Source organism: Lentibacillus sediminis, assembly GCF_002763455.1.
GTDB classification, from domain to species: Bacteria; Bacillota; Bacilli; order Bacillales; family Amphibacillaceae; genus Lentibacillus_D; species Lentibacillus_D sediminis_A.
Genome location: NZ_NIXK01000001.1, coordinates 595,464 through 616,842, shown reverse-complemented (window position 1 = coordinate 616,842; position 21,379 = coordinate 595,464). Strand labels below are relative to the sequence as shown.

The 21,379-nt window shown below is 46.0% G+C and carries 19 protein-coding genes and 1 pseudogene; 6 read left to right on the top strand and 14 right to left on the bottom strand.

Features of this window, described 5'->3' with window-relative positions; all coding sequences use genetic code 11:
- The first annotated feature begins 358 nt into the window (after positions 1-358).
- Positions 359-1,276, top strand: a complete 918-nt coding sequence (locus CEG13_RS02830; protein ID WP_100010239.1) for a glycine betaine ABC transporter substrate-binding protein — start codon at positions 359-361, stop codon at positions 1,274-1,276.
- 72 nt (positions 1,277-1,348) lie between these two features.
- Here the strand turns inward: CEG13_RS02830 and CEG13_RS02825 are convergent, their stop codons facing one another.
- Positions 1,349-2,071: a GntR family transcriptional regulator gene (locus tag CEG13_RS02825; protein ID WP_100010238.1), complete on the bottom strand. Its 723-nt coding sequence runs from the start codon at positions 2,069-2,071 to the stop codon at positions 1,349-1,351.
- Between the two features lie 151 nt (positions 2,072-2,222).
- Between CEG13_RS02825 and CEG13_RS02820 the strand changes: the two genes are divergently transcribed.
- The 3 genes from CEG13_RS02820 to CEG13_RS02810 are packed head-to-tail and all read left to right on the top strand — an operon-like array spanning position 2,223 to position 5,733.
- The gene (locus CEG13_RS02820) at positions 2,223-3,548 is read left to right on the top strand and encodes a family 4 glycosyl hydrolase (RefSeq protein WP_100010237.1); all 1,326 of its coding nucleotides are present in this window, start codon (positions 2,223-2,225) and stop codon (positions 3,546-3,548) included.
- A 31-nt stretch (positions 3,549-3,579) separates the two neighbouring features.
- Entirely contained in the window at positions 3,580-4,326 is a 747-nt protein-coding gene (gene chbG / locus CEG13_RS02815; protein ID WP_100010236.1) for a chitin disaccharide deacetylase, read from the top strand.
- 3 nt (positions 4,327-4,329) lie between these two features.
- Positions 4,330-5,733 carry a PTS transporter subunit EIIC gene (locus CEG13_RS02810; RefSeq protein WP_100010235.1) on the top strand — a complete coding sequence of 468 codons (1,404 nt, stop codon included), beginning with the start codon at positions 4,330-4,332 and terminating at the stop codon, positions 5,731-5,733.
- A gap of 84 nt (positions 5,734-5,817) precedes the next feature.
- On the opposite strand, the gene CEG13_RS02805 is transcribed toward CEG13_RS02810, so the two are convergent.
- The 8 genes from CEG13_RS02805 to CEG13_RS02775 all read right to left on the bottom strand — a co-directional run bounded on the left by CEG13_RS02805 (position 5,818) and on the right by CEG13_RS02775 (position 14,114).
- Positions 5,818-6,573 (bottom strand): ABC transporter permease family protein, encoded by a 756-nt coding sequence (locus CEG13_RS02805; protein ID WP_100010234.1) that lies wholly within the window; start codon positions 6,571-6,573, stop codon positions 5,818-5,820.
- A 66-nt stretch (positions 6,574-6,639) separates the two neighbouring features.
- Positions 6,640-7,851, bottom strand: coding sequence for a DUF418 domain-containing protein (locus tag CEG13_RS02800; protein ID WP_158234639.1), 1,212 nt, complete (start codon positions 7,849-7,851; stop codon positions 6,640-6,642).
- 36 nt (positions 7,852-7,887) lie between these two features.
- A complete protein-coding gene (locus tag CEG13_RS02795) occupies positions 7,888-8,796 on the bottom strand; it encodes a CPBP family intramembrane glutamic endopeptidase (protein ID WP_100010232.1) in 909 nt (302 codons plus the stop codon).
- A 168-nt stretch (positions 8,797-8,964) separates the two neighbouring features.
- Positions 8,965-10,197 (bottom strand): M20/M25/M40 family metallo-hydrolase, encoded by a 1,233-nt coding sequence (locus tag CEG13_RS02790; RefSeq protein WP_100010231.1) that lies wholly within the window; start codon positions 10,195-10,197, stop codon positions 8,965-8,967.
- Positions 10,198-10,322: 125 nt separating this feature from the next.
- The gene (locus tag CEG13_RS18670) at positions 10,323-10,478 is read right to left on the bottom strand and encodes a hypothetical protein (protein WP_158234638.1); all 156 of its coding nucleotides are present in this window, start codon (positions 10,476-10,478) and stop codon (positions 10,323-10,325) included.
- A 302-nt stretch (positions 10,479-10,780) separates the two neighbouring features.
- Positions 10,781-11,257 (bottom strand): GNAT family N-acetyltransferase, encoded by a 477-nt coding sequence (locus tag CEG13_RS02785; protein ID WP_100010230.1) that lies wholly within the window; start codon positions 11,255-11,257, stop codon positions 10,781-10,783.
- Positions 11,258-11,427: 170 nt separating this feature from the next.
- Complete coding sequence (locus CEG13_RS02780; protein WP_100010229.1) at positions 11,428-12,681, bottom strand: metal-dependent hydrolase family protein; 1,254 nt, start codon at positions 12,679-12,681, stop codon at positions 11,428-11,430.
- Positions 12,682-12,929: 248 nt separating this feature from the next.
- The gene (locus CEG13_RS02775; RefSeq protein ID WP_100010228.1) at positions 12,930-14,114 is read right to left on the bottom strand and encodes a hypothetical protein; all 1,185 of its coding nucleotides are present in this window, start codon (positions 14,112-14,114) and stop codon (positions 12,930-12,932) included.
- A gap of 422 nt (positions 14,115-14,536) precedes the next feature.
- On the opposite strand from CEG13_RS02775, the gene CEG13_RS02770 reads away from it, so the two are divergent.
- Together CEG13_RS02770 and CEG13_RS02765 are read left to right on the top strand one after the other, a co-directional pair.
- Entirely contained in the window at positions 14,537-15,613 is a 1,077-nt protein-coding gene (locus tag CEG13_RS02770) for a M24 family metallopeptidase (RefSeq protein ID WP_158234637.1), read from the top strand.
- A gap of 53 nt (positions 15,614-15,666) precedes the next feature.
- Positions 15,667-17,229: a glutathione ABC transporter substrate-binding protein gene (locus CEG13_RS02765; protein ID WP_100010226.1), complete on the top strand. Its 1,563-nt coding sequence runs from the start codon at positions 15,667-15,669 to the stop codon at positions 17,227-17,229.
- 121 nt (positions 17,230-17,350) lie between these two features.
- Here the strand turns inward: CEG13_RS02765 and hepT are convergent.
- The 5 genes and pseudogenes from hepT to manA all read right to left on the bottom strand — a co-directional run bounded on the left by hepT (position 17,351) and on the right by manA (position 21,297).
- Positions 17,351-17,771, bottom strand: a pseudogene (hepT, locus tag CEG13_RS02760) (type VII toxin-antitoxin system HepT family RNase toxin).
- Positions 17,764-18,168, bottom strand: coding sequence for a type VII toxin-antitoxin system MntA family adenylyltransferase antitoxin (gene mntA, locus CEG13_RS02755; RefSeq protein ID WP_100010225.1), 405 nt, complete (start codon positions 18,166-18,168; stop codon positions 17,764-17,766). Before mntA ends, hepT begins: the two are co-directional and overlap by 8 nt.
- Before the next feature lie 36 nt (positions 18,169-18,204).
- Positions 18,205-19,266 carry an AbrB family transcriptional regulator gene (locus tag CEG13_RS02750; RefSeq protein ID WP_100010224.1) on the bottom strand — a complete coding sequence of 354 codons (1,062 nt, stop codon included), beginning with the start codon at positions 19,264-19,266 and terminating at the stop codon, positions 18,205-18,207.
- A gap of 186 nt (positions 19,267-19,452) precedes the next feature.
- A complete protein-coding gene (locus CEG13_RS02745) occupies positions 19,453-20,313 on the bottom strand; it encodes an ROK family protein (protein WP_100010223.1) in 861 nt (286 codons plus the stop codon).
- A 24-nt stretch (positions 20,314-20,337) separates the two neighbouring features.
- On the bottom strand, positions 20,338-21,297 hold the full coding sequence (gene manA, locus CEG13_RS02740) for a mannose-6-phosphate isomerase, class I (protein ID WP_100010222.1): 960 nt from the start codon (positions 21,295-21,297) through the stop codon (positions 20,338-20,340).
- Between the last annotated feature and the right edge of the window lie 82 nt (positions 21,298-21,379).

The following is a 21,379-nucleotide window of genomic DNA, read 5'->3' as shown; positions in this document are numbered from 1 at the left end:
TACCAGATCTGATGTTTCATGAACGTTTCCATTTTTAAATAAGCCGACATTCCCACAATTTTAAAACACAGTTCTTTAACCGGGAAAAGTGCCCGGTATTGCTGTTATATAATAAATTTTTAGTCAAAATGTCCCACAAATCGGAGGAAAGACGATTATTTCTATGATTTATAGCGTCTAAGTAACCTAAAGTAACTATCATTAACTTGCATTCCTTTATTTGAAGTCTCATCCAAATTGATTGGAAATTATATCTCCTGTATTATTTTAATTGTGCGCAAAGAAGTTATTATCACATTTGGTTAGGACATACTTAGAAGTATAGTCTTTTTTATTTTAGAAGGAGGAAGGAAATTTAATGAGAACTAAGTTAATTGGGGTCATACTTGTTTTAGCTTTCACTTTACTGTTAGCTGCCTGTGGTGGCGGCGGTGGCGAAGAGTCACAGGGCGGTTCAGGTGAAGGCGAAGGAACAACGAATGTAAGTGACGCGGTAGAGCATACAATTATCGGCATTGAGCCTGGAGCAGGAGCAACGGCGCTTACAAACAACGCTATAGAGGAATATGACAGCTTAGCGGGCTGGGAACATGTCGAAGGTTCAACGGCAGGTATGTTAACAGAGCTGGATGAGGCAATCCGTAATGAAGAACCTATTATTGTTGTAGGCTGGAACCCGCATTTTATGTTTGCTCAGCATGATTTGAAATATTTAGAGGATCCACAAGGGGTATATGGTGAAGAGGAGTTCATTCATACCATCACAAGAATGGGCTTGGAAGAAGATATGCCTAGTGCTAATACCGTTCTTGACCGGTTCAACTGGACTGTAGAAGATATGGAAGGGGTTATGCTGGAGGCACAGGATTCTTCCATGGAGGAAGCAGCAGCTAGTTGGGTAGAAGCGAATCAGGATAGTGTAGCTGAATGGACAGAAGGCGTTGAGCCGGTTGATGGACAGGAAATCGAGCTGGTATTAACTCCATGGGATTCAGAACGTGCTTCTCATCAGGTAATGAGAATTGTATTAGAGGATCTAGGGTTTACGGTAGAACTAACACCTGTCGACCCGGCAATTGTGTTCCAAGCAATAGCTACCGGTGACGGTGACGCATCACTTGCTCCGTGGCTGCCTGTTACACACGGTGCTTTCTATGAAGAATATCAGGAAGACATTGTTGATTTAGGACCAAACTTGGAAGGTACCATCATTGGCTTGGCTGTACCAACCTATATGGACATTGATTCGATTGAAGATTTAGAGCCAGCCGAATAAAAATATTTAAAGGAGCCAGATTTGCTTGCTTTAGCAAGTGATCTGGCTCTTTTTGTTGAAATCCTTCCTACCCTACTCCCCATTCCTCGAGGACACCACTTTAAATGAATATTTATGCGGGTGGAAATATATTTTCGAGTACTCAAAAACCGTTCCATCCTTGAAGGTCGAAAATGCCTGCATATATAGCAATGGATCTGATTCTGTAATTTGCAAGTGTTGTATCATTTCCGCACTGGGCATCTTCGGTATTAGTTCCCCGAAGCGTCTGTCGATTTTGTATCCTTTGCCGCTGATATAGTCGTACTTTGAATGTTTCATTACTTCAATAGACAGGTCCGGAAAAAGATCAACAGGCAAATAAGACTCCTCCACAATAAGTGGCTCATAATCCGCCAGCCGCAAGCGTTTCACGTAATAAACTTTTTCGCCCTCCCCTATTTTCAAATGGTCTCTTACTTCTTGATCAGCAGGCATTAATTGAAATTCTAATATTTCATTGGACGGATTATTATCTAATTCACTCATTTCCTCGGTGAATCCCTGCAATTTCAAGATGTTATGTTCAATCTTTTCATGGCTGATGTAAGTGCCGCTTCCCTGAACACGGTACAAAATATCCTCTTCTACCAGCTGTTTGATCGCTTCCCTTATCGTTACCCTGCTGACACCATACGTTTTTGCCAGATTTGTCTCAGAAGGTATGGCGTCTCCGGAGGTCAGCTTTGCATCTGCTATATCTTCTTTTATGTTGTTTGCGATTTGTTTGTATAGAGGCATCGATTTATTCCACATGTCGTCAATCAACCTTTCCGTTTACTGTACCAAGTGTACCATTTTTCCACTACTCTTCCTAACAGTTTATAATTTGTATCATATTTGTATTGATTATAGAGTAAATATGAGTTAAAATCATATTAAAGACATCATGAAAGGGGTTTCAACAATGGAAAGAAAAAATCTCGTTATTGTTGGCGGCGGCAGCACCTATACACTTGGAATTATCATGAGTTTAATTGAAGAAAAGGAGAATTTCCCTCTTCAGAATCTCACATTCTATGACACAGACGCCGACCGCCAGGAGAAAATAGCAAAGGCGACAGAAATTCTGCTAAGCGAACATTATCCGGAACTGGAGTCTTTCTCTTACACGACGGATAAAGCAGCTGCCTTTGCTGATATTGATGCAGCCTTTGTACAGATCAGAACTGGCGGGCTCGCGATGCGGGAACTGGATGAACAAATCCCGCTTCAACATGGAGTGGTAGGTCAGGAAACTTGCGGTGCTGGGGGGATGGCATACGGACTTCGCTCGATTAAAGATATGATTGACCTGGTCAACGACATTCGCTATTATTCCCGGGATGCATGGATACTGAATTATACCAATCCCGCAGCTATCGTGGGGCTGGCATTAAAGAGGGAATTTCCAGATGATCTGCGAATTTTAAACATTTGCGACATGCCGATTGCAATCATGAAAAGCTATGCCGATTTGCTGGAGAAAGATGTATGGGAACTCGTACCGGAATATTTCGGTTTGAATCATTTCGGCTGGTTCAGCAAACTTCTTGATAAAGCGGGCAATGACCTGACGGATGAGATTAAAGACAAAATCATTAATGGCGACTTTCTCCCGACAGACAAGGAAATCGCCAATGACGAGTCATGGATCCAAACGTTCAGGCAGGCAAGACAAATGCTGATCGACTTTCCGGAATTCTTGCCGAATACGTATCTGCAATACTACCTCTACCCGGACGATTTGGCTAAAAAGGAATCGCCCGATAATACAAGAGCAAGACAAGTGATAAATGGAAGAGAAAAACGGGTGCATGAACATTGTGACCAAATTATTCAGCAGGGAACAGCAAAGGATATAGATGTAGAAGCCGATATTCACGGCGTTTATATGATTCGGGCTGCGGCCTCGCTCCTGTTTAATTTAAAGGAAACATTTGTCGTCATGGTAGAAAATCAAGGGGTTATTTCCAACCTGCCTGCGGATGCTCTGGTAGAGGTTCCGGCTCTTCTCACCAATCATGGGCCAAAAGCATTTTCAGTCGGAGAAATCCCTGTTTTTTATAAAGGATTAATCGAGAATCAGCATGCCTATGAGAGACTGGTAGTCGAGGCGTATTACGAGAATAGCTATAACAAGCTGCTGCAGGCTTTAACGTTAAACAGGACAATAGTTTCCGCGCCAAAGGCAAAAGCAATACTGGATGATCTGATCGAAGCAAATAAAGATTACTGGCCGGCATTGAAATAAAAACAAACAACCTTTAGAGAGAGGTGCAATCATGTTAAAACTGATCATCAATGCCGATGATTTCGGCTACTCACGGGCAGTCAACTATGGAATCATCGATGCACACACAAAAGGGGTGCTCACCTCCACAACATGTCTGACCAATATGCCTGGGTTAGAGCATGCTTTTGAACTTGGCAAACAGCACAAGAGTCTGGGAATCGGCATCCATCTCACCCTAACGTGCGGGAGGCCGCTGCTCGATCATCACCAGACACTGGTCGATGCAGATGGCAATTTTAAAAAACTGCACCATTATCAGGGCAAAGCTTATATCAATCCAGATGAATTATACCGGGAATGGAAAGCGCAAATTGAGGCTTTTCTCGCTTCCGGGCTCCGTCCAACCCATTTGGACAGCCATCATCACATCAATAACCGAGAGTCGATCCTTCCTGTTTTCATCCGGCTGGCGGAGGAATATCAGCTTCCGGTGAGAAACAATTTCGATCAGGAAGCAACAGGGAGCAAGCTTGTGACAACCGATCAGTTTGAATATAATCCGGAAATAATGTTAGCGGATACACCGACAATCCTGGAACAGTACAGTGGTGCAGAGACGGTGGAAATCATGTGCCATCCGGCATACCTGGATAAATTTATTATGGAAAATTCCTCCTATGCCACACCGCGCCTGGAGGAATTGGCAGCCATGACGCATCCGGAAACAATCGAGAAACTCAGGAATAAGGAACATTTTGAATTGATAACTTACCAAGATTTAGGGAGAGGGGAATAATCCATGAGACGTTTCATGCAAAACTTGGGGAAATCGATGCTCATTCCAATTGTGGCATTGCCTGCTGCGGGGATTCTGTTCCGCATCAGCGCGGAAGACTTGCTTGACTGGCCGCTGGTGCAGGCAGCGGGGGCTGTTTTCGGTAACATGGACATTCTGATTGCAATTGGTATCGCGATGGGGCTTGCCAAAACCAAGGACAGGGGAATTCCAGCATTAACCGGTTTCATCGCCATCGCGATTTTAAACGAAGGTTTGGCGATTATTAATCCAGAGTTGAATATGAGTGTGTTCGGTGGAGTGTTATCCGGGTTAATCGCTGCCTTTATCTATAATCGTTTTAAAGATACAAGGCTGCCGAATATCTTTTCCTTTTTTGGCGGCGAAAAATTTCCGATTACGATGATCATTGTAACCATGATTCCTGTCACCGGCGTTTCGGTGTTAGTATGGCCATATGCCCAGGCAGCAATTGATTCCATGGCACAGGGTCTGGTCGGACTAGGTGCACTCGGCATTTTCATTTTCGGCTTTCTGAACCGTTTCCTGCTGCCATTCGGGCTGCATCATGTGCTTAACACGTACATTTATTTCGGTCTGGGAAGCTATGAAACAGCAAGCGGAGAAGTAGTGACTGGGGAAATCACCCGTTTCCTTAACGGGGACCCGACAGCGGGATACTTTTTGGGCGGCTTTTTCGTCATCATGATCTTTGGTATTCCGGCAATTGCATTAGCCATCACGAGAGCGGCGCATAAGAAGAAAAAAGAAGAGACAAAGGCTTTGATGAGTTCAGGGAGTTTAACATCGGTTGTAGCCGGGCTGACGGAGCCAATCGAGTTCAGTTTTCTGTTCACATCACCACTGCTGTTTTTCATCCACTCCGTTTATACCGGACTCGCCGGAGCAACACTGTATCTACTGGACGTCCGGCATGGATTCTCTTGGGGCGGGAGTGCAATTGATTACGCATTGAATCTCGGGATAGCCGATAGCGGATGGATGATCATTCCAGTCGGTCTGGCGTTCTTTGTACTCTATTACTTCACGTTCTACACACTGATTGTCAGGAGAAATATTAAATTGGTAGGCAGAGAAGATGATCAGGCATTCAGTGAAGAACGCGAAGAAAAAGAGAAAGACCTGGAGTTGAGCCATGGCAAATACGAGTACATGGCGAAAAAAGTTCTCCAGAGTGTCGGCGGCAAAGAAAATCTGGTAGACTATGAAAACTGCATGACCCGTCTGCGCCTGGTCGTCAAGGATGCGTCCGTTGTCGATGAAGAAAAAATCAAACAAACCGGGGCACACGGTGTTGTGAGAATTGACAATGAACATGTGCAGATTGTTATCGGGCCTGAAGTGAGTAATGTTTATCAGGAGTTTAAGAAGCAGGTGGAAGAATAACGGATGGTTGTGTGAGAAGACCGCGGGGAGCGGTCTTTTTTTCGTTGATACTTTTCATCCAAGTAGAAAAGCTGATACGTAACCCTATCTCCACCAATTAACCCTAATTTCCCCATCATGTCCATCTATCGCTCGAACAACAATAAATCTAACCGTTTCCTCTTCAAAATGTGTGCTAAATACATCGTGATCATCATTCACTGGGGTCATACCTGTTCTTTCGCTATTTTTATCATACAGTGACATTCCATAACTATTGCCAAAGCTAAAATGATGTTCCACTTCAAAATAAATCTTATCGCCTGGTTTGCCATGAATAGGAATTAAATGCTCGCCATTAAAATATTCGTACTCTATCTCTGCAAAATTATCTCCCCATGTCTCATCCCATCCTTGCTTACTCGTATAATCAAACGGGATCATCACCATGCAAAGCAAAGGAACAACAAATACAATCCAGCTATACCATTTTGTAACCTTTAACTTCTGTTTCCCAAATAAAAATAGAAGAGAGAAGAAAGCTCCAATTGTACCACCAATCAATAGAAATGGGAGGGATAACGGTACCAGAAAAATTAAATACCCAAATAATATATACAATCCAATCTGTTTTGTAATTGTAAATCGAGGGATAAACATTCCTATCCAATCAATAAGGAATGAACTTATTAATCCATACCCAAAAATAACCGCCCAAATCCAAGGAGATGCTATTAGCTCATGAAATTCAAATAAGTTAAAACCAGTAGAGATGAACATAATTATAAAAAAGACGGAGATGGAAAAGCTGGCGCCAACCAGCTTTTCCAATATGTTCTTTAAAATTAAATTCATCTTCACGTTTATTCAACTCCTATAACGATTTATAAAACAGTTCTTGGAGTTCATCAAATCTAAAACTGTCAGCTACACATTCCTATACGTCCACTTCCGCCATAACGCTTCCAGCGGTCCCTGCTTGAATTTCTTCAAATACAATGTACTTAGGATGACTTGGAGCACATACACCCCAACAGATAGGAGAAGTCCGACACCGCTCGCAACCTGACCGTAAAGCCCCAACCCATAACCATGGAAAATAAAGACCAAAATCAGCGTCTGCATCAGATAATTTGTTAGCGCCATGCGTCCGACAGCTGCAAATAGCTTCATAATCTTCTGCCTCGTTTCCTTCCTTAAAAGCAGCACGAGTGCGGATACATAGAAAAGCATCAGAATTGGCCCGGTGAACATGCGTATGCCAAAACCTAATCCAAATGCGATGTAAGCAGGCATTGGTGTGAGGCCATGCATCATCGCTGTTGTCAGCACCGAAAAAACGATCCCAATCCACGAACTATGTATACATATCTTTTTCCAACGGCCGAGATGTGCTTCCACGTCATGGAACATACCGGTTTTCCCCATATATAACCCAATAAGAAACAGCGGCAAAATGGTCGGCATCAAGAAGATATTTCCAAAAATCGCAGAGATAGACCCGACGAGTCGAAACCCAACAATTTCCCAGTAGCCGCCTTCAGCCATCACCGCCATCGTCGCTTCATTCGTTGCCTGAAAATCGGAAGCGGGGATGGTGCCTGTTTCGAGTCCAAAATGCGTGCCCCACCCAATCAGCACATATAAAAGACTTACGACCAAACTGGACACCGCAAGCAAAGCCACGGACCAAATCATAATGGTTTTCGGCTTTCTGGAAATGAAAAACAAGAGGAAAAAGCCCGTTATCCCGTATGTAAATAAAATATCGCCATGCCAAAAGAAAATAAGGTGAATCAGCCCCAGAATAAGCAAAAAGGTCAACCTGCGTGAAAACACCCGGCCCGCACGTACATCCTTTTGCAGCAAACGGTCATAAAAAATATAAAAGCCTAAGCCGAACAGAAGCGAGAACATCGGGTAAAACTTGCCTTCAACGAAAAACGTAATAATTAAGGAACTAACCTGATTAAAAAGCCCATCCGGCAATTGATACCCATCAACCAAAATAAACGGATCCAGCTGCCCCAATGATTTGAAATGCATCATGTTCGCAAGGACAATCCCCAGAATCGCAATCCCGCGAATAATATCCAGCGTGTGAATCCGTTCATTTGGCGCAATTCCGCGATATTTCATTTTCTTCCTCCTATCTTTCTCTATCATCGACCATATTTAAGTGGTGCGCTCCGCCCGCGCAAAAACTGCCTTGTAATTCTCGTTAATCGTGCCTCGCGTTGTAATAAAAATGAGTCCATTCACCACCAGCAAAACTATGAAACCGGCTAGTCCTGTCAACCCGTTGAGCAATTCCGGATTTCCGCCGGCTACGATCATAATGCCGAGGGAAGCACTGCCATTGATGACACCATGAAAGAATGCAGCCGCTAACACGGAGCGTGATTTAATGGTAATGAAAGAAATGATCGGTGAGATAAGCATACAGAACACGGTCATCATCAGGACTCCGAAAACAGGAGTGCTTGGATAGTTGTGACCAGCAAAAAGTGTCAGCGGTGCATGCCACGGTCCCCACATCAGTCCGATCAGCAAAGATGCTTTCCAAAAACCAAGCGCCTGGAACTCTCGGAGCAGAAAACCGCGCCAGCCAATCTCTTCTCCAAAAGCGAAAAGGGCGTTGATGGTAATTCCGCCAATAAAGGCTTGACCTGCGAGTAACCATAGCGGATGGAATGGCAGCATCTCAAACAAATCTGTCATTGCTGCCGCAGTAGCTCCATCAAGCATACCTAAGTAATTTTCCATCCCCAAATCAAGTGTTGTACCCGGGAACAAAATAGCGACCAATGCGGTTAATCCAACAAGCAATAACGGAAGGATCGCAGCAACCGGCCACCACCAATTTGGCTTTCCGGTGAGCAATAGCGGTCGGGCGACGGCTTCTTTGTAGATCAATTTTTGCACGATAAAGACGGCAATCAGTGGAAAAAACATATACACTGGCATGAACAAGCTTAATAGAATCATGTTACTTCCGAGACCGCTAAGGAAAAACAGCGCCGCAAAACCGAAGCTTAAACCGTAAAGCCATAGAGCATAAATCAGGATCTTTCTTTTATTCATTTGTAATCACATCCGTTTCTGATTTATCAAATACTACATATAAATACGTAAGTACACTTATGAAGTTTCAAAAATCAGAAGAAAAATTTATCCTAACAGTCACTATCCTACACTTCCCAAGTAACCCATCGTTTAATGCTTTTCCTTTTCTTCATTCCCAACCTGAATTCACCTTTGCTCCAATAAAGCCTCACTCACCCCATCAACACCAATCAGCCCAAGAATCAACAGAAGATGTTTTTGCACTCCAACATATCCGTTTGCCGGGTCATACCATTCCCCAAGCGTGTGCGCGCCGCCTGCCTTTCCGCCTGTTCCGGATGTGACAGCGGGGATGCCCAAACTCATCGGGTAATTGGCGTCCGTGCTGCTCGGCCCGACTAATTCCGGCTGGCCGCCAAGGGAGCGGATTGCTTCACTTGATGCCTGCACAATTGCGGCCACCGCTGACTGGCTGGCAGACGGGCGATCGCCAAACTGGTCGATCTCTACGGTTAGCTTGTCGCTGTTCCATCGTTGGTTTTCCGCATCACAGGCTGCCTGGACAATCGTTAGAAAATGATTCGCCAGCCCTTGCAGCTCCCCTTTGTCATTGGAGCGCAAATCCACCGTCATGCTTGCTTCTGCGGCGATGGCATTGACGGATGTTCCGCCAGACACCTCGCCGACTGTGAATGTTGTCCTGGGCTCCTCTTTTGTTCTCAGTTCAGCAATCGCAGCAATCGCCCGCCCCAGCGCGTGTGTCGCACTTGGCTCGCCAAAATTTCCGAAGCTGTGGCCGCCTGGGCCTTTGTATGTGACTGTGAATCGGTAACTGCCTGTCCCTAGATAAATAATATTCTCCCAGTCCGGTCCATCTATTGATATGTAGCCATCCACATTCGCCTGTTGGTCAAAAAACGCTTTTACCCCGCGCAAATTGCCAGCTCCTTCTTCTCCAACCGTACCACCGAAAATAATATCACCCTTATGCTGGATGTCCGCCTCTTGAAAAGCGCGGACGAGCGACAGTAACTCCGCCAGCCCTCTCGTATCATCGCCGACCCCGGGTGCGTAAAGAATCCCGCCTTCTTCCTTGACCGCTGTGTCTGTCCCTTCCGGAAAAACCGTATCCAGGTGGGCCGAAACAAACAATGTCGGTCCGCCTCCCGTTCCGCGGCGGACACCGAAGACATTTCCTTCCGCGTCCATTTGAACGTCCTCAAGCTGCAGGTCTTTCAATCGCTTGAGAAGATCCTCCGCCCGTATTTGCTCCTTGAATGGCGGTGCAGGTATTTCGGTGATCGTTATCTGCTCCGCAACCGTATTTTCGTGGTCTGTTTTGATAAATGCCAAGGCTTCTTCTACTTTCTTGCTTTCTCTTAGTTCAGTAAAAATTTCACTTACCGTTGATGGATTCATTGTTTTCTCTCCTATTTCTTCTGATAATTTAATCATACTGGAAATGAGGCATACAAACTACCCCTTTATAATTTTTCGAAAATATTATAAACTATAAGGAAAAGTACATGGAAAGGAGCGCCGTTTCACGCTAAGTAAATCATCGAAGCACCCATCAAATGAAGATACCAAGGAAGAAAAAATTGTTCTTCCTGCGGATATGGAAGATTGGCTGAAACCTCGAAGCGTGGATGAGAAAAAGGCATTAGATAGATATTTGAAAGGTATGGTAAAAAATTCAAATAGCCGGCCTCCTTCAGAATGAAATATTTTGCACTTAACGCCCTGAAAGCCGCATTTCTCAGTGGATGAATGCGGCTTTTTCATTTAATAGCTGTTCGTTTTGGCTCTATTCGTAAGGTTTATTGCTACAAAGTGGATAGTTGTTGCTTGCTTTTAAAAGGCACATCACCCAGCGGAGGAAATACCCTGAGACTCCTGCGGGATGATAAGCATAGGTGAGACCCCGCAGTGCGACAGCACGAGGAGGCTCACCAGCTCCCGCGGAAAGCGAAGGGTATTTCCGCAGCGGCAGGGTAATCAACTATAATTCTTTTATATACCAAGCGTCCATCGTCCCATGCTCTGAACCATCCAGTGGGCTTTCAAGAAGCCGGAAACCTAGTTTGGAGTAAAGAAGATTCGCTGCTTGGAGTTTGCCCATTGTTTCTAAGTAGCAGTATGTATAATGTTCCTTGGCAAAACCAAGTGCCACATTCATCAGTTCCCTAGCCGACCCCATACCTTGAGCTTCAGGTTTAACGTAAAGCTTTTGCAGTTCACAAACCCCCGACTTTCGTGCAAATGGCGCAATACCCACTCCACCCGCCACTTCATCCTGTTCATTCACTATAACCCAGTATCTTGCATTTGATTGCTGCTTGTAAAATTGGGCTAGATTTCCCAATTGGGGATCAAAATAGGCTGTTCCTGGAATGTTTAAATCAAATGATTCCAATGATCGCTTAATAATTTGCTCCATTGCTCTATTGTCTTTTTCCTGGATCTCACGAATTTCCATGATTGCACCCCCTGCCCGTGTTCATGTTACGTCTTAATAACAGTTCCTCAACAATAGCTGATACGATTTATTACCCGGGAAATATTTTAGCGAATTCTGTCTGAGCCATTTTTACTATTTCTTCTATAATAATAGATGCCTGTCACCAGCCGACAGGCATCTTCTTTGAATTAAACCCTTGCAGTCACTTTCTCCCGCACATCTTTCACTACGTTTCCGTCCTTCACTACTGTCACAATGTTATCGGTATTTTCCAGACCGCGAATATTGGTGATCGGGTCCGTGCTTGCAATAACGAGATCCGCTTTCTTTCCTGGTTCAACCGTGCCGAGCTGGTCGCCCCAGCCCATACATTCCGCAGCTACTTTGGTTGTTACGACGATTGCTTCCATTGGAGTCATGCCGGCCTGGCACATCAAGTCAAGTTCGCGCAAATTTGTGCCATGCGGCATGACGCCGGCATCGGTGCCCATCGCAATTTTTACGCCTGCTTTGTAGGCTTTGGAGAAGCTTTCTTTATGGATGTCCACCACTTCACGTGATTTCTCCAGTGCATATGGAGGGATACTACCTGACTCCGCCTGTTCCAGCACGGATACAGGTGCGAGCAATGTCGGGACCAGATATGTGCCATGCTCCAGCATCAGCTCAATTGCTTCATCATCGAGGTAGATGCCGTGTTCAATGGAATGGATGCCGGCCCGAACGGCGTTTTTCACCCCTTCTGCTCCTTGAGCATGTGCCATCACCTTGACACCGCGGCGGTAGGTGGCCTCCCGCACCATAATTTCCAGCTCTTCCTGGGAAAATTGCGTGAATTCCGGGTGATCGGTCGGACTCATTACTCCGCCGGTTGCATGCACTTTGATAATATCGGCTCCTGCCCGCAGCATTTCCCTCACCTTCTGATGAACCTGGTCCGGACCGTCACAGAGACCGCTCGGCATCGCCGGGTACGACGGGTCAGTGAGGTCAATACCGGATCGCATCCACTTATCTCCATGACCGCCTGTGATCGTCAGCGGATTAACACTGATCTGCATACGGGGCCCGAGCACAAGTCCCTCTTCCACTGCCTGCTTCACCCCGGCATCCGTAAAGCCGGCATCACGAACGGAAGTAATCCCTGCGTCGATGGTTTTTTTGAAATAGTCGATTGCCTGATAAAATTTAAACGAAAACGGTGTCTGCATTTTCTGCTGGAGGGGCTTTTGCTCCATCATCATATGGACATGCGTGTCGATCAATCCGGGCAGGATAAAGCCACCGTCTGCATCAAGTACCTCTGCATCGACTTGCGGCAAATCACCAAGTTTGCCGACTGCTTCAATTTTTCCGTCTTTTAAGAGTACTGCCGCATCTTTTACCGGTTCGCCGCCTTTTCCATCAATCAATGTACCGTTCTTTACCAGTGTGTAGGTCATTTTTCATCCGCTCCATTCTTATTTTTCTGGCTTATGTTTTCGCTCTCCGGTTGGAGTTTCTGCTCTCGGCCGGAAGTTTGTGCTCTCACCGGAAGTTTGCTCTCTCGGCCGGAAGTTTACGCTCTCGACCGGAAGTTCGCGCTCTCGACCGGAAGTTTACGCTCTCGACCGGAAGTTCTCGTTCTCGGCCGGAAGTTTGCGCACTCGACCTGAAGTTTCATGCTCTCCGGTTGAAGTTCCGGGTTCTCCTAAAGCGTTCCAACCAAAATACTGGCGATAACAATCGATGCAATGGTCACAGTTGTAAAGCCGCCAACCAGCATCGGTGTCAGAAGTTCATCGAATATTGCTTTCTGTTCCGTTTCATTGGAACTCACACTTCTGCTTACTTCATCACAGACAATATAGTCAGCCGGGAAACCAAAAAGCGCGGTCAGCGCAACCGGCATACCCTTGTTGTGATCCCATTTCACTAGTTTGGACATAAAGTAGCCACCCAGCATAATCCCGACCACACCAACACTCATGATCAGCAATACTTCCGGGAGATAGCCAACGAACATCCCCGGAGTAATCCCGTTCATCGAACCCATCACCACGACAATTAACAGAGCCATGGAAATTCCAAATGAATTGGCACGCTGCATGATATTCCCTGTATAGAAACCGAAATGGGTCCCGATGAGTCCCAGTGCAAGTGCCCAGAGGCTGTAATTAATGCCTGTAAGCGAGTCCAGACTTACTGCGATCGCAGCACCAAGAAAGACCTGAAACAGCAAGATAACTTGAGTTTGATATTTTTCCGGCAGAAGACTCTTTCTTCCACTTGTTTTCTTCTTTGCCTCTTCTTCTTCAAGGGCAGCAGCGGAGGCAGCAACTCCTCCTGCCTGACTGATTTCTTTTTGCACCGTAACTCCCCGTTTTCGCAAAAAATAAGTCGCCAACGGCATTCCAATAAATTTTTGCAATGCAAGAACCATGGAGGGAATGGTAACTAAGCCGACAAGCCCCATCTCTGTCAGTTTTTCTACCGTGATGACGTGGGCAATGATTCCTCCTGATAACGGCCCGATTCCCGCGATGGCAGAGGTATAGCCAATGATTGGAATACAGATCGCCATAACCAGGATCGCTGCAATAACAATTCCCGATAATGCAATCAGCACCGCCTTATACTGTTCCTTCAGCTGCTGAAGAGGGATAATCGTCCCCATGTGTACAATCAATACGGCAGGAAGCAACGAGGCAAACGCGGTGAAACTGGCTCTGTCCACGATGTCCTGCGGAAAAATCCCTGTCCACAAGAGCAGCAGATAGCCCATCATCACCACAAATAGCATCGGCACCCTTGCTCTGGAAATCACAGAAATAAACTCACCTAATGCGAATAATGCAAAAATTAAAGCTGCAGCAACCAAAGGTTCATTCAACACAAACACACATCCTTCTATTCTTTTAATTGTTTACCAACGTGCGAATTCAGTTTACTCTTCCTCCTTCATCTGCACCAACCCTGGCAAAAGGTACAGATTTACTTTAATTGGCTAAAAAATGAAATTGTTGTATATTCTATAGCTTCGTCTTTTATATGTCAATAGGTATTTTTACTATTTCCACTTATCTGGTACGACAAAATACGACAAAAACTGCGCCAAATCAAGGATTACCGTCCTCCTGCAAATTGACTATTCTTTTTTCATTTCCTCTTGAGTTAGTAAAGGTATGAAGAGAAACCCCTTACAATTAGATGTTTATTTTTGAAAATAGCTTGACAATTTGTTTCCAATTACATATACTATCTAATTAATAAACATAAATGTAAAAAAATTATGAGAAGTGGGGGATGGATATTGATATGAACACAAGATTGGCCAAGCTGAGAGAAGCAATGCACAAGCAAGATTTGGAAGCAGTCGTGATTTTTTCCAGGGAAAACCGTCGTTATTTTGCAGATTTTGCCGGTTCGAGCGGCGCCTTGATTATTACAGAGTCAGAAGCCTTGCTCTTAACCGACTTCCGTTATTATGTGGAAGCAGAAACAAAGAGTTCTGATTATTTCGAAGTAATTCAGCATCCTGGTGGACAGCTGACGGAAAGTGTCGGCGAGCATTTGAAAAAACTGGAGCTGAAGAACGTCGGGGTAGAGGATTCCCTGGCGGTTGGTGAGATGGAAACATTAAAAAAAGCCGCATCTGGTATTACATTCTCCCTGATTTCTTCTGCAATTATGGAAATTCGCATGCGGAAGGACGAATCGGAAATTGCCAGCATTCGGGAAGGCATCCGGCTGTGCGACCTGGCGTTTGACCACATCCTTCACTTTATCAAACCGGGGATGAGTGAAAAGGAAATTGGCCTGGAACTGGAATATGTGATGAAGAAAAACGGAGCAGAAGGCATTAAGGCAAATCATGTGATTGCCTCCGGCGAGCGATCTTCTCTGCCACATGGACAAGCCACTGACCGGATTGTCCAGCAAGGAGAGTTTGTAAAAATGGATTACGGTGCAGTTGTGAATGGCTATTTCACCGACTTTACCCGGACCGTTGTGCTTGGAGAACCGTCAGAAAAACAGCTGGAAATCTATCAAATTGTGAATCATGCACTGGATGTGGCACTGGAACATGTCGGGCCAGGCAAAGTGTGCAGCGAACTGGATGAGATTGGCCGGTCGATCATCCGGGATGCCGGGTATGGTGACAATTTCGGCCACAGTCTGGGACATTCTCTCGGTCTCGATATTCATGAAAAACCTGCCATGCGTTCCACCGACCAGACGGTGCTTGAGCCGGATATGGTGATTACCGTGGAGCCGGGCATTTATATTTCCGGCTGGGGCGGCTGTAGGATTGAGGATTTAGTCGTCATTCGAGAAAACGGAATTGAAAATTTAACAACTGCAACGAAAGAATTACAGGTTTTGAACAATTAAGCTGAAGCAGCAAGAATACTTAATATCAACCAGAGAAAAAGGAGCTGTAGACCATGAGCAAATTTTTAAAAGCAATTCTTTTTGCAAGCCTGCTGCTGATTTTGGCAGCATGTGCAAGCGAGCCCGGATCGGAAAATGCCTCCGGGGAAACAAGTGGTGAAAATGCCGGAGAGACGCTCATCATTGCAACCCAGGCAGATGCTACGATGCTCGATCCGCACCTGGGGACCGACATTCCATCAGCCAATATTTTTCATAATAAAATCTTTGAAACACTAGTTAAACAGGATGAAAACATGGAGTTTCAGCCGGGACTGGCCACCGAATGGGAAAGGGTGGATGAGACAACCTGGGAATTCACCTTACGTGAAGGTGTAGAATTTCATGATGGCGAGCCATTCAATGCCGAAGCTGTTAAGGCCAATCTGGAGCGGGTGGTCAATGAAGATCTGGCCTCCCCGAGAGCCTCGCTGTTCAATATGATCAGTGAAATTGAAGTCGTGGATGACTACAAAATTCGTTTAATTACGGAATACCCATACTCACCGATGTTGTCAAATCTCGCCCATTATGCCGGCGGAATGATCAGCCCGGCAGCGATTGAAGAGCATGCGAGTGGAGGTACCACTGTCACCGAAAATCCTGTGGGTACTGGGCCATTCGTTTTCGAGTCCTGGACGCCGGGATCGGAGCTCAACTTGACAACGAATGATTCTTATTGGGGAGAGGCACCAAGCATTGCCGGTGTGCAGTACTTAATCATCCCGGAAGCACAGACTCGGATCAGCATGGTGGAAACCGGGGATGCACATATTGCTGAACCAGTTACCACAAGTTCTGTGAGCCGTATCGAAGGATCGGATGTCATGGAATTTTACAACACGGAAGGTCTGGGAGTCGACTATATGGGAATGAATGTCCAGAAAGAACCATTTGATGACAAATTGGTCCGTCAGGCGGTGAACCATGCTATCGATATGGATGCCCTGATCGAACATGTCTATAACGGAGTCGGGATCCCTGCAGAGGGGCCGATTGGACCAGCCGTGTTCGGGCATGATCCAGAGCTCGAAGGATATGAGCATAATCCGGAAAAAGCCAAGGAACTACTCGCAGAAGCTGGATTCCCGGACGGATTCGAAACAACGATCTCGACAAATGATGACCAGGCAAGAAGAGATGCGGCAGAATTTATCCAAAGTCAGTTAAGCGAAGTCGGTATTGAAGCTACTATTGAAGTAATGGAATGGGGCGCCTACCTGGAGGCCACCGCCGCGGGCGATCATGAGATGTTCATTCTCGGCTGGTCCAATATGACAGGCGATGGGGATTACAATCAGTACTACCTGTACCATTCTGACTCGCTTGGTCCGGCAGGGAACCGCGCGTTCTACAGCAATCCGGAAGTAGATGCACTGATCGACGAGGCCAGAAGCGAAACGGATCAAGAGGCACGTGCACAGCTATACAGCGAGGTGCAGCAAATTGAAGTGGAAGATGCACCGCTTGCACTAATGCGTCATGTGGAGCATATTGCTGCAGTGCATGAAAGTGTGGAAGGTTTTTGGATGCACCCATCGGGTATTTTGATGTTGGATGGTGTGACGATAGAATAGTAGAATAAAAACTGCGGAGCCTTTGAGGAAGGTTCCGCAGTTTTTTGCGTGAAATTGCTAAGTTTGGACCTGCTATATATTTTTGTGAAACAGTCTGGCAAACCAAAAACAGAAGGCTCAACTAACAAACATCATCCGGTAAATTCAGAATAATTTTGGTATAATCCGTAAAATCCTTTAAATGTTTGTCAATAATCGACTGCAATATGTTAAGATCAACATTCTGTTAATCATGAATGGCGATATTGCGGAAACTGACCATATTCATTAAAGCCGTTGCTAAATTATGGTTGATGATACCCGCATCTTCCAGCAAATTAAATGCCTCGGACTCGACTTTGGCAAGCCCAGCTTCTTTTCACTGACAATATGCATCGCCAGGTCAATAGACGTCTCACAGGCTCGCTGAATATTTAAAATGATCTGTCTTGTTTCGTGAAATCCACCAAATTATCCGGATTGTTTGCGTAGACCTCTTGAATACGTTTAATACTTCGCTCAATCTTTGCCACTTTATTTAACAGGGCATCATGGTCAACCAAGGATGGTCCCTCTTTTCTCTATACCAAGCAGAATTTCAGCGCGTTCTTCATTCAACTTCGCATACATGGAATAGGCCTTCATACGCTCCCTGATAAATACATTTTCATCCGTACAATACAGCAGTTCACCTGTTGAAAAAATTTGTGCAGCAAACACGGTATCAACTTCTCTTAAATTTACGAGGTCTACCTCCACATTGCATTTTTCGGAAAGATCACCTGCTAATAAGAATCGTTGATAACTCGTTAGGGTTTTTTCCGAATAATAAGCGAGATCAAGGTCACTATCATTTCGAGCATTTCCTTTTGCATAGGAGCCAAATACAACAACAAATAATGGCTGCAGCGCTTCATCTAATGTGTTTTTAATCAACTGCTCCCACTCTTTAGGTACCATTTTATTCGCCTCCATGAAAATTTCCTGTCCTTCATTTTATGCAACCCGGCTCCTCGCTTTTCTGTTGAAATACCAGGCCAATAAAGGTGGAACACAAGTAACAATCAGCAAAATCCGCATTAATTGCAGTGCGCTGACAATCGCGGGGTTCCCTCCCACTTCAGAGGCGGTCAGCACCATTTCGAATAAGCCGCCGGGAGCGAGGCTGAGAATAGCAGTCATATAGCTCAGTGAAGTAACGTTCGCCAGCAGCACACCCAGACCGGCGGAAACCGCCACGATGACTATTGACAGGCCGAGATAAACAAAACAATATTTTCCACCAATCCTTAGTTCCCGGAACAGGATGTTTTTTCCGAGGCTCGCACCGACGGCTATTTGTGCCGCGGCAAGCACCGGGGATGGAATGGCGGACAATTCGGCCGGGCTCACATTCAGCAAGGCCGTCGCACCAAGGGCGCCGATAATGATGCCGGCCGGAATTTTATCCCTAATCAACAGGGCAAACCCTGCCGGAATGATAAACCAGAGGTAGCCCAGGAGGTCAGAGGATGCATCACCGGCTGGCATCACAGTGGATGCCCCTTGTGCCTGATCGGCAAAAATAAATGTCATCGCGGCCGGCAGCATGAACAACACCGTTAACAACCGCATCGTCTGAAAAATCACCACGAGGGCGGGCTTGGCATTCAGTGCCTCACTGGCGATTGCCATTTCCGACAGGCCCCCGGGAATGCTGGAGAAAACGCTCGTGATTTGATCTACCTTAATCCACCGGGTAACAATGATTCCCAGAAAGATGCAGAACAAAATCAAGATGCAGGTCAAGATCAGAAACGGCAGAAAATAGGGGATGATCGTCTGAAAGGTCTCTGCAGTAAAATACAGCCCGAACGACATCCCCAATATCATAAACCCGCCATTTTTCACAGCTGGCGGCATGACTGATTTTCGATGCGTAAAACCCTGCCACAGCATGACAAACGTCAATGCGCCAAGCACCCATGGCAGCGGCAGGTTGGCCAAATAAAACAGGCCTCCACCGACGGAAGCCACGGCGGCAGTCTCGGCCAAACGCCCTGTTTGTTGGTATGACATGGTTTTATTCCTTCTCTCTATTTCCCTGAAAACTAAGCTTCCCTTAATCAAAATAGGGTGCATTTGTTTTCTTTAGGACCACTTCACAGAACATGTCTGCAGTATAACTCATTCTTCCGATATCTCTTCTGTTTATTTTAACACAAAGCATATTTGCCTTCAGTAAACTGAGCACCAGCCTGCAACCTATTCTTCGTTCACCAGCTCCATCGCACCAAGAATTCCCTGATCCCCGTTAAGTGTGGGTGCCACAATTAATTTCTCCACATCAGAAATATCCCTGTATCCCTGAAACAGCTCGATGAATTTCTCGCGGATCAGCGGAAGGAGGCTGGGTTGTTTCATTACTCCCCCGCCGAGGATAATCCTCTCGGGTGACAATATCAACAGATAATTCATCACAGCCTGGGCCAGATAATAGGCCTCGATCTCCCAGACTTCCGGGTCGTCTGTGAGTTCTATACCCTTCTTGCCATAGCGCGCTTCAATCGCCGTTCCGGACGCGAGCCCTTCCAGACAGTCGCCATGGAACGGACAACTGCCGGCAAACGTATCTTTTTTATGTTTAGACAGCAATATATGCCCCATTTCCGGATGGTCTTTACCCGTATACGGCTTTCCTTCATGGATAAAACCTCCGCCAATTCCCGTTCCGACGGTGATATACAGGCAGCTTTTCACATCACGCGCTGCCCCGAAGCGGTATTCCCCGAGCGCCGCGGCGTTGACATCTGTCGTTAATTTGATCGGCACTTGCATATCCTGCTTCAGCCTGCCTAGCAAATCGACCTGCTGCCATTTGATTTTTGGCGTGTTTAAAATAGTTCCATATGTAGCGCTCACCTCATCAAGATCAATCGGTCCAAAACCGCCTACCCCGAGTGCCTCGATATCATGCTGGCTAAAAAACTCCTTTACATCCTGAAATGTTTCCTCAGGAGCCCGTGTTGGAAGGGTTATTTTATCCAGAACATTCCCTTCTGCATCGCCTACAGCGCAAACAAAATTTGTTCCGCCTGCTTCGATTCCACCAAGTAATTTTGCCATTTTATCTCCTCCTTGTCTGTTGCATTACGGTGTCCAGGAAACGACAAACTGAGCACTGCCATCCAACGAGTACTCCCCTGTCTGATGCGGCAAAATGAAATGCATGCCTTTTTCCAGGTGGTAGCTTTCTTCTCCTGCCGTCAGTTCTGCCTGACCGCTGATGACACTGACTTGCAAGAAATCTTCCGTCAGCTTGCGGGACACGCTGCCATCCAGCTGCCAGTGCGCGACACAGAAATAATCCGCTTCCACTAACCGTTTTTCTGTGAGGCCACCGTTGACCCGTTCTTCCTGTTCGGTGTGGGCCGGCTGATGGGGCACTGTGGTCACCTGTTTGGCACGCTCCAGGTGCAATTCACGCTTCTCGCCCTTGGCATCTGTCCGGTCATAATCATATACGCGATAGGTAATATCCGAGCTCTGTTGCGTTTCCAGGATGACGATACCTTTGCCGATTGCATGAATGGTGCCACTTGGGACATAGAAAAAGTCGCCTGCTGTCACAGGGACCCGCTGCAACAGGTCGCCCCACTGTCCGCTGTCCATCATCTTTTCCAATTCTTCACGGGTGACAGCATGATGGCCCAAAATCAGCTCCGCTCCAGGCTCTGCCTCCAGCACATACCAGCATTCCGTTTTCCCGTACGGCTGGCCCTCGATTTCCCGGGCAAATTGATCATCGGGATGCACTTGCACCGAGAGATCGTCGTTAGCATCAAGCATTTTCACCAGGAGCGGGTATTCCTCATCGGTCTCCTTTTTTTTGTTGAAAAGCTCCCCATGCTCTTCCCATGCGTCTTTCAATGTTTTTCCTTTCAGCATACCATTGGTGATGGTGCTCGGCCCATTTGGATGGGCCGAAATCACCCATGCCTCGCCGGTTTTCTCAAAAGGAACGTCATAGTCATAGTCGGTGTGCAACTTTTGCCCGCCCCAAATTCGTTCCTGAAACACCGGCTGCAAAAAGATCGGCTGCTTGTTCATGTTGTTGTCCTCCTTGCTGCTTCGTTGGGTTATGTATGATTTTAGTTTACCATATTCGTGGGATAAAGCTGAAAAAGAGAGC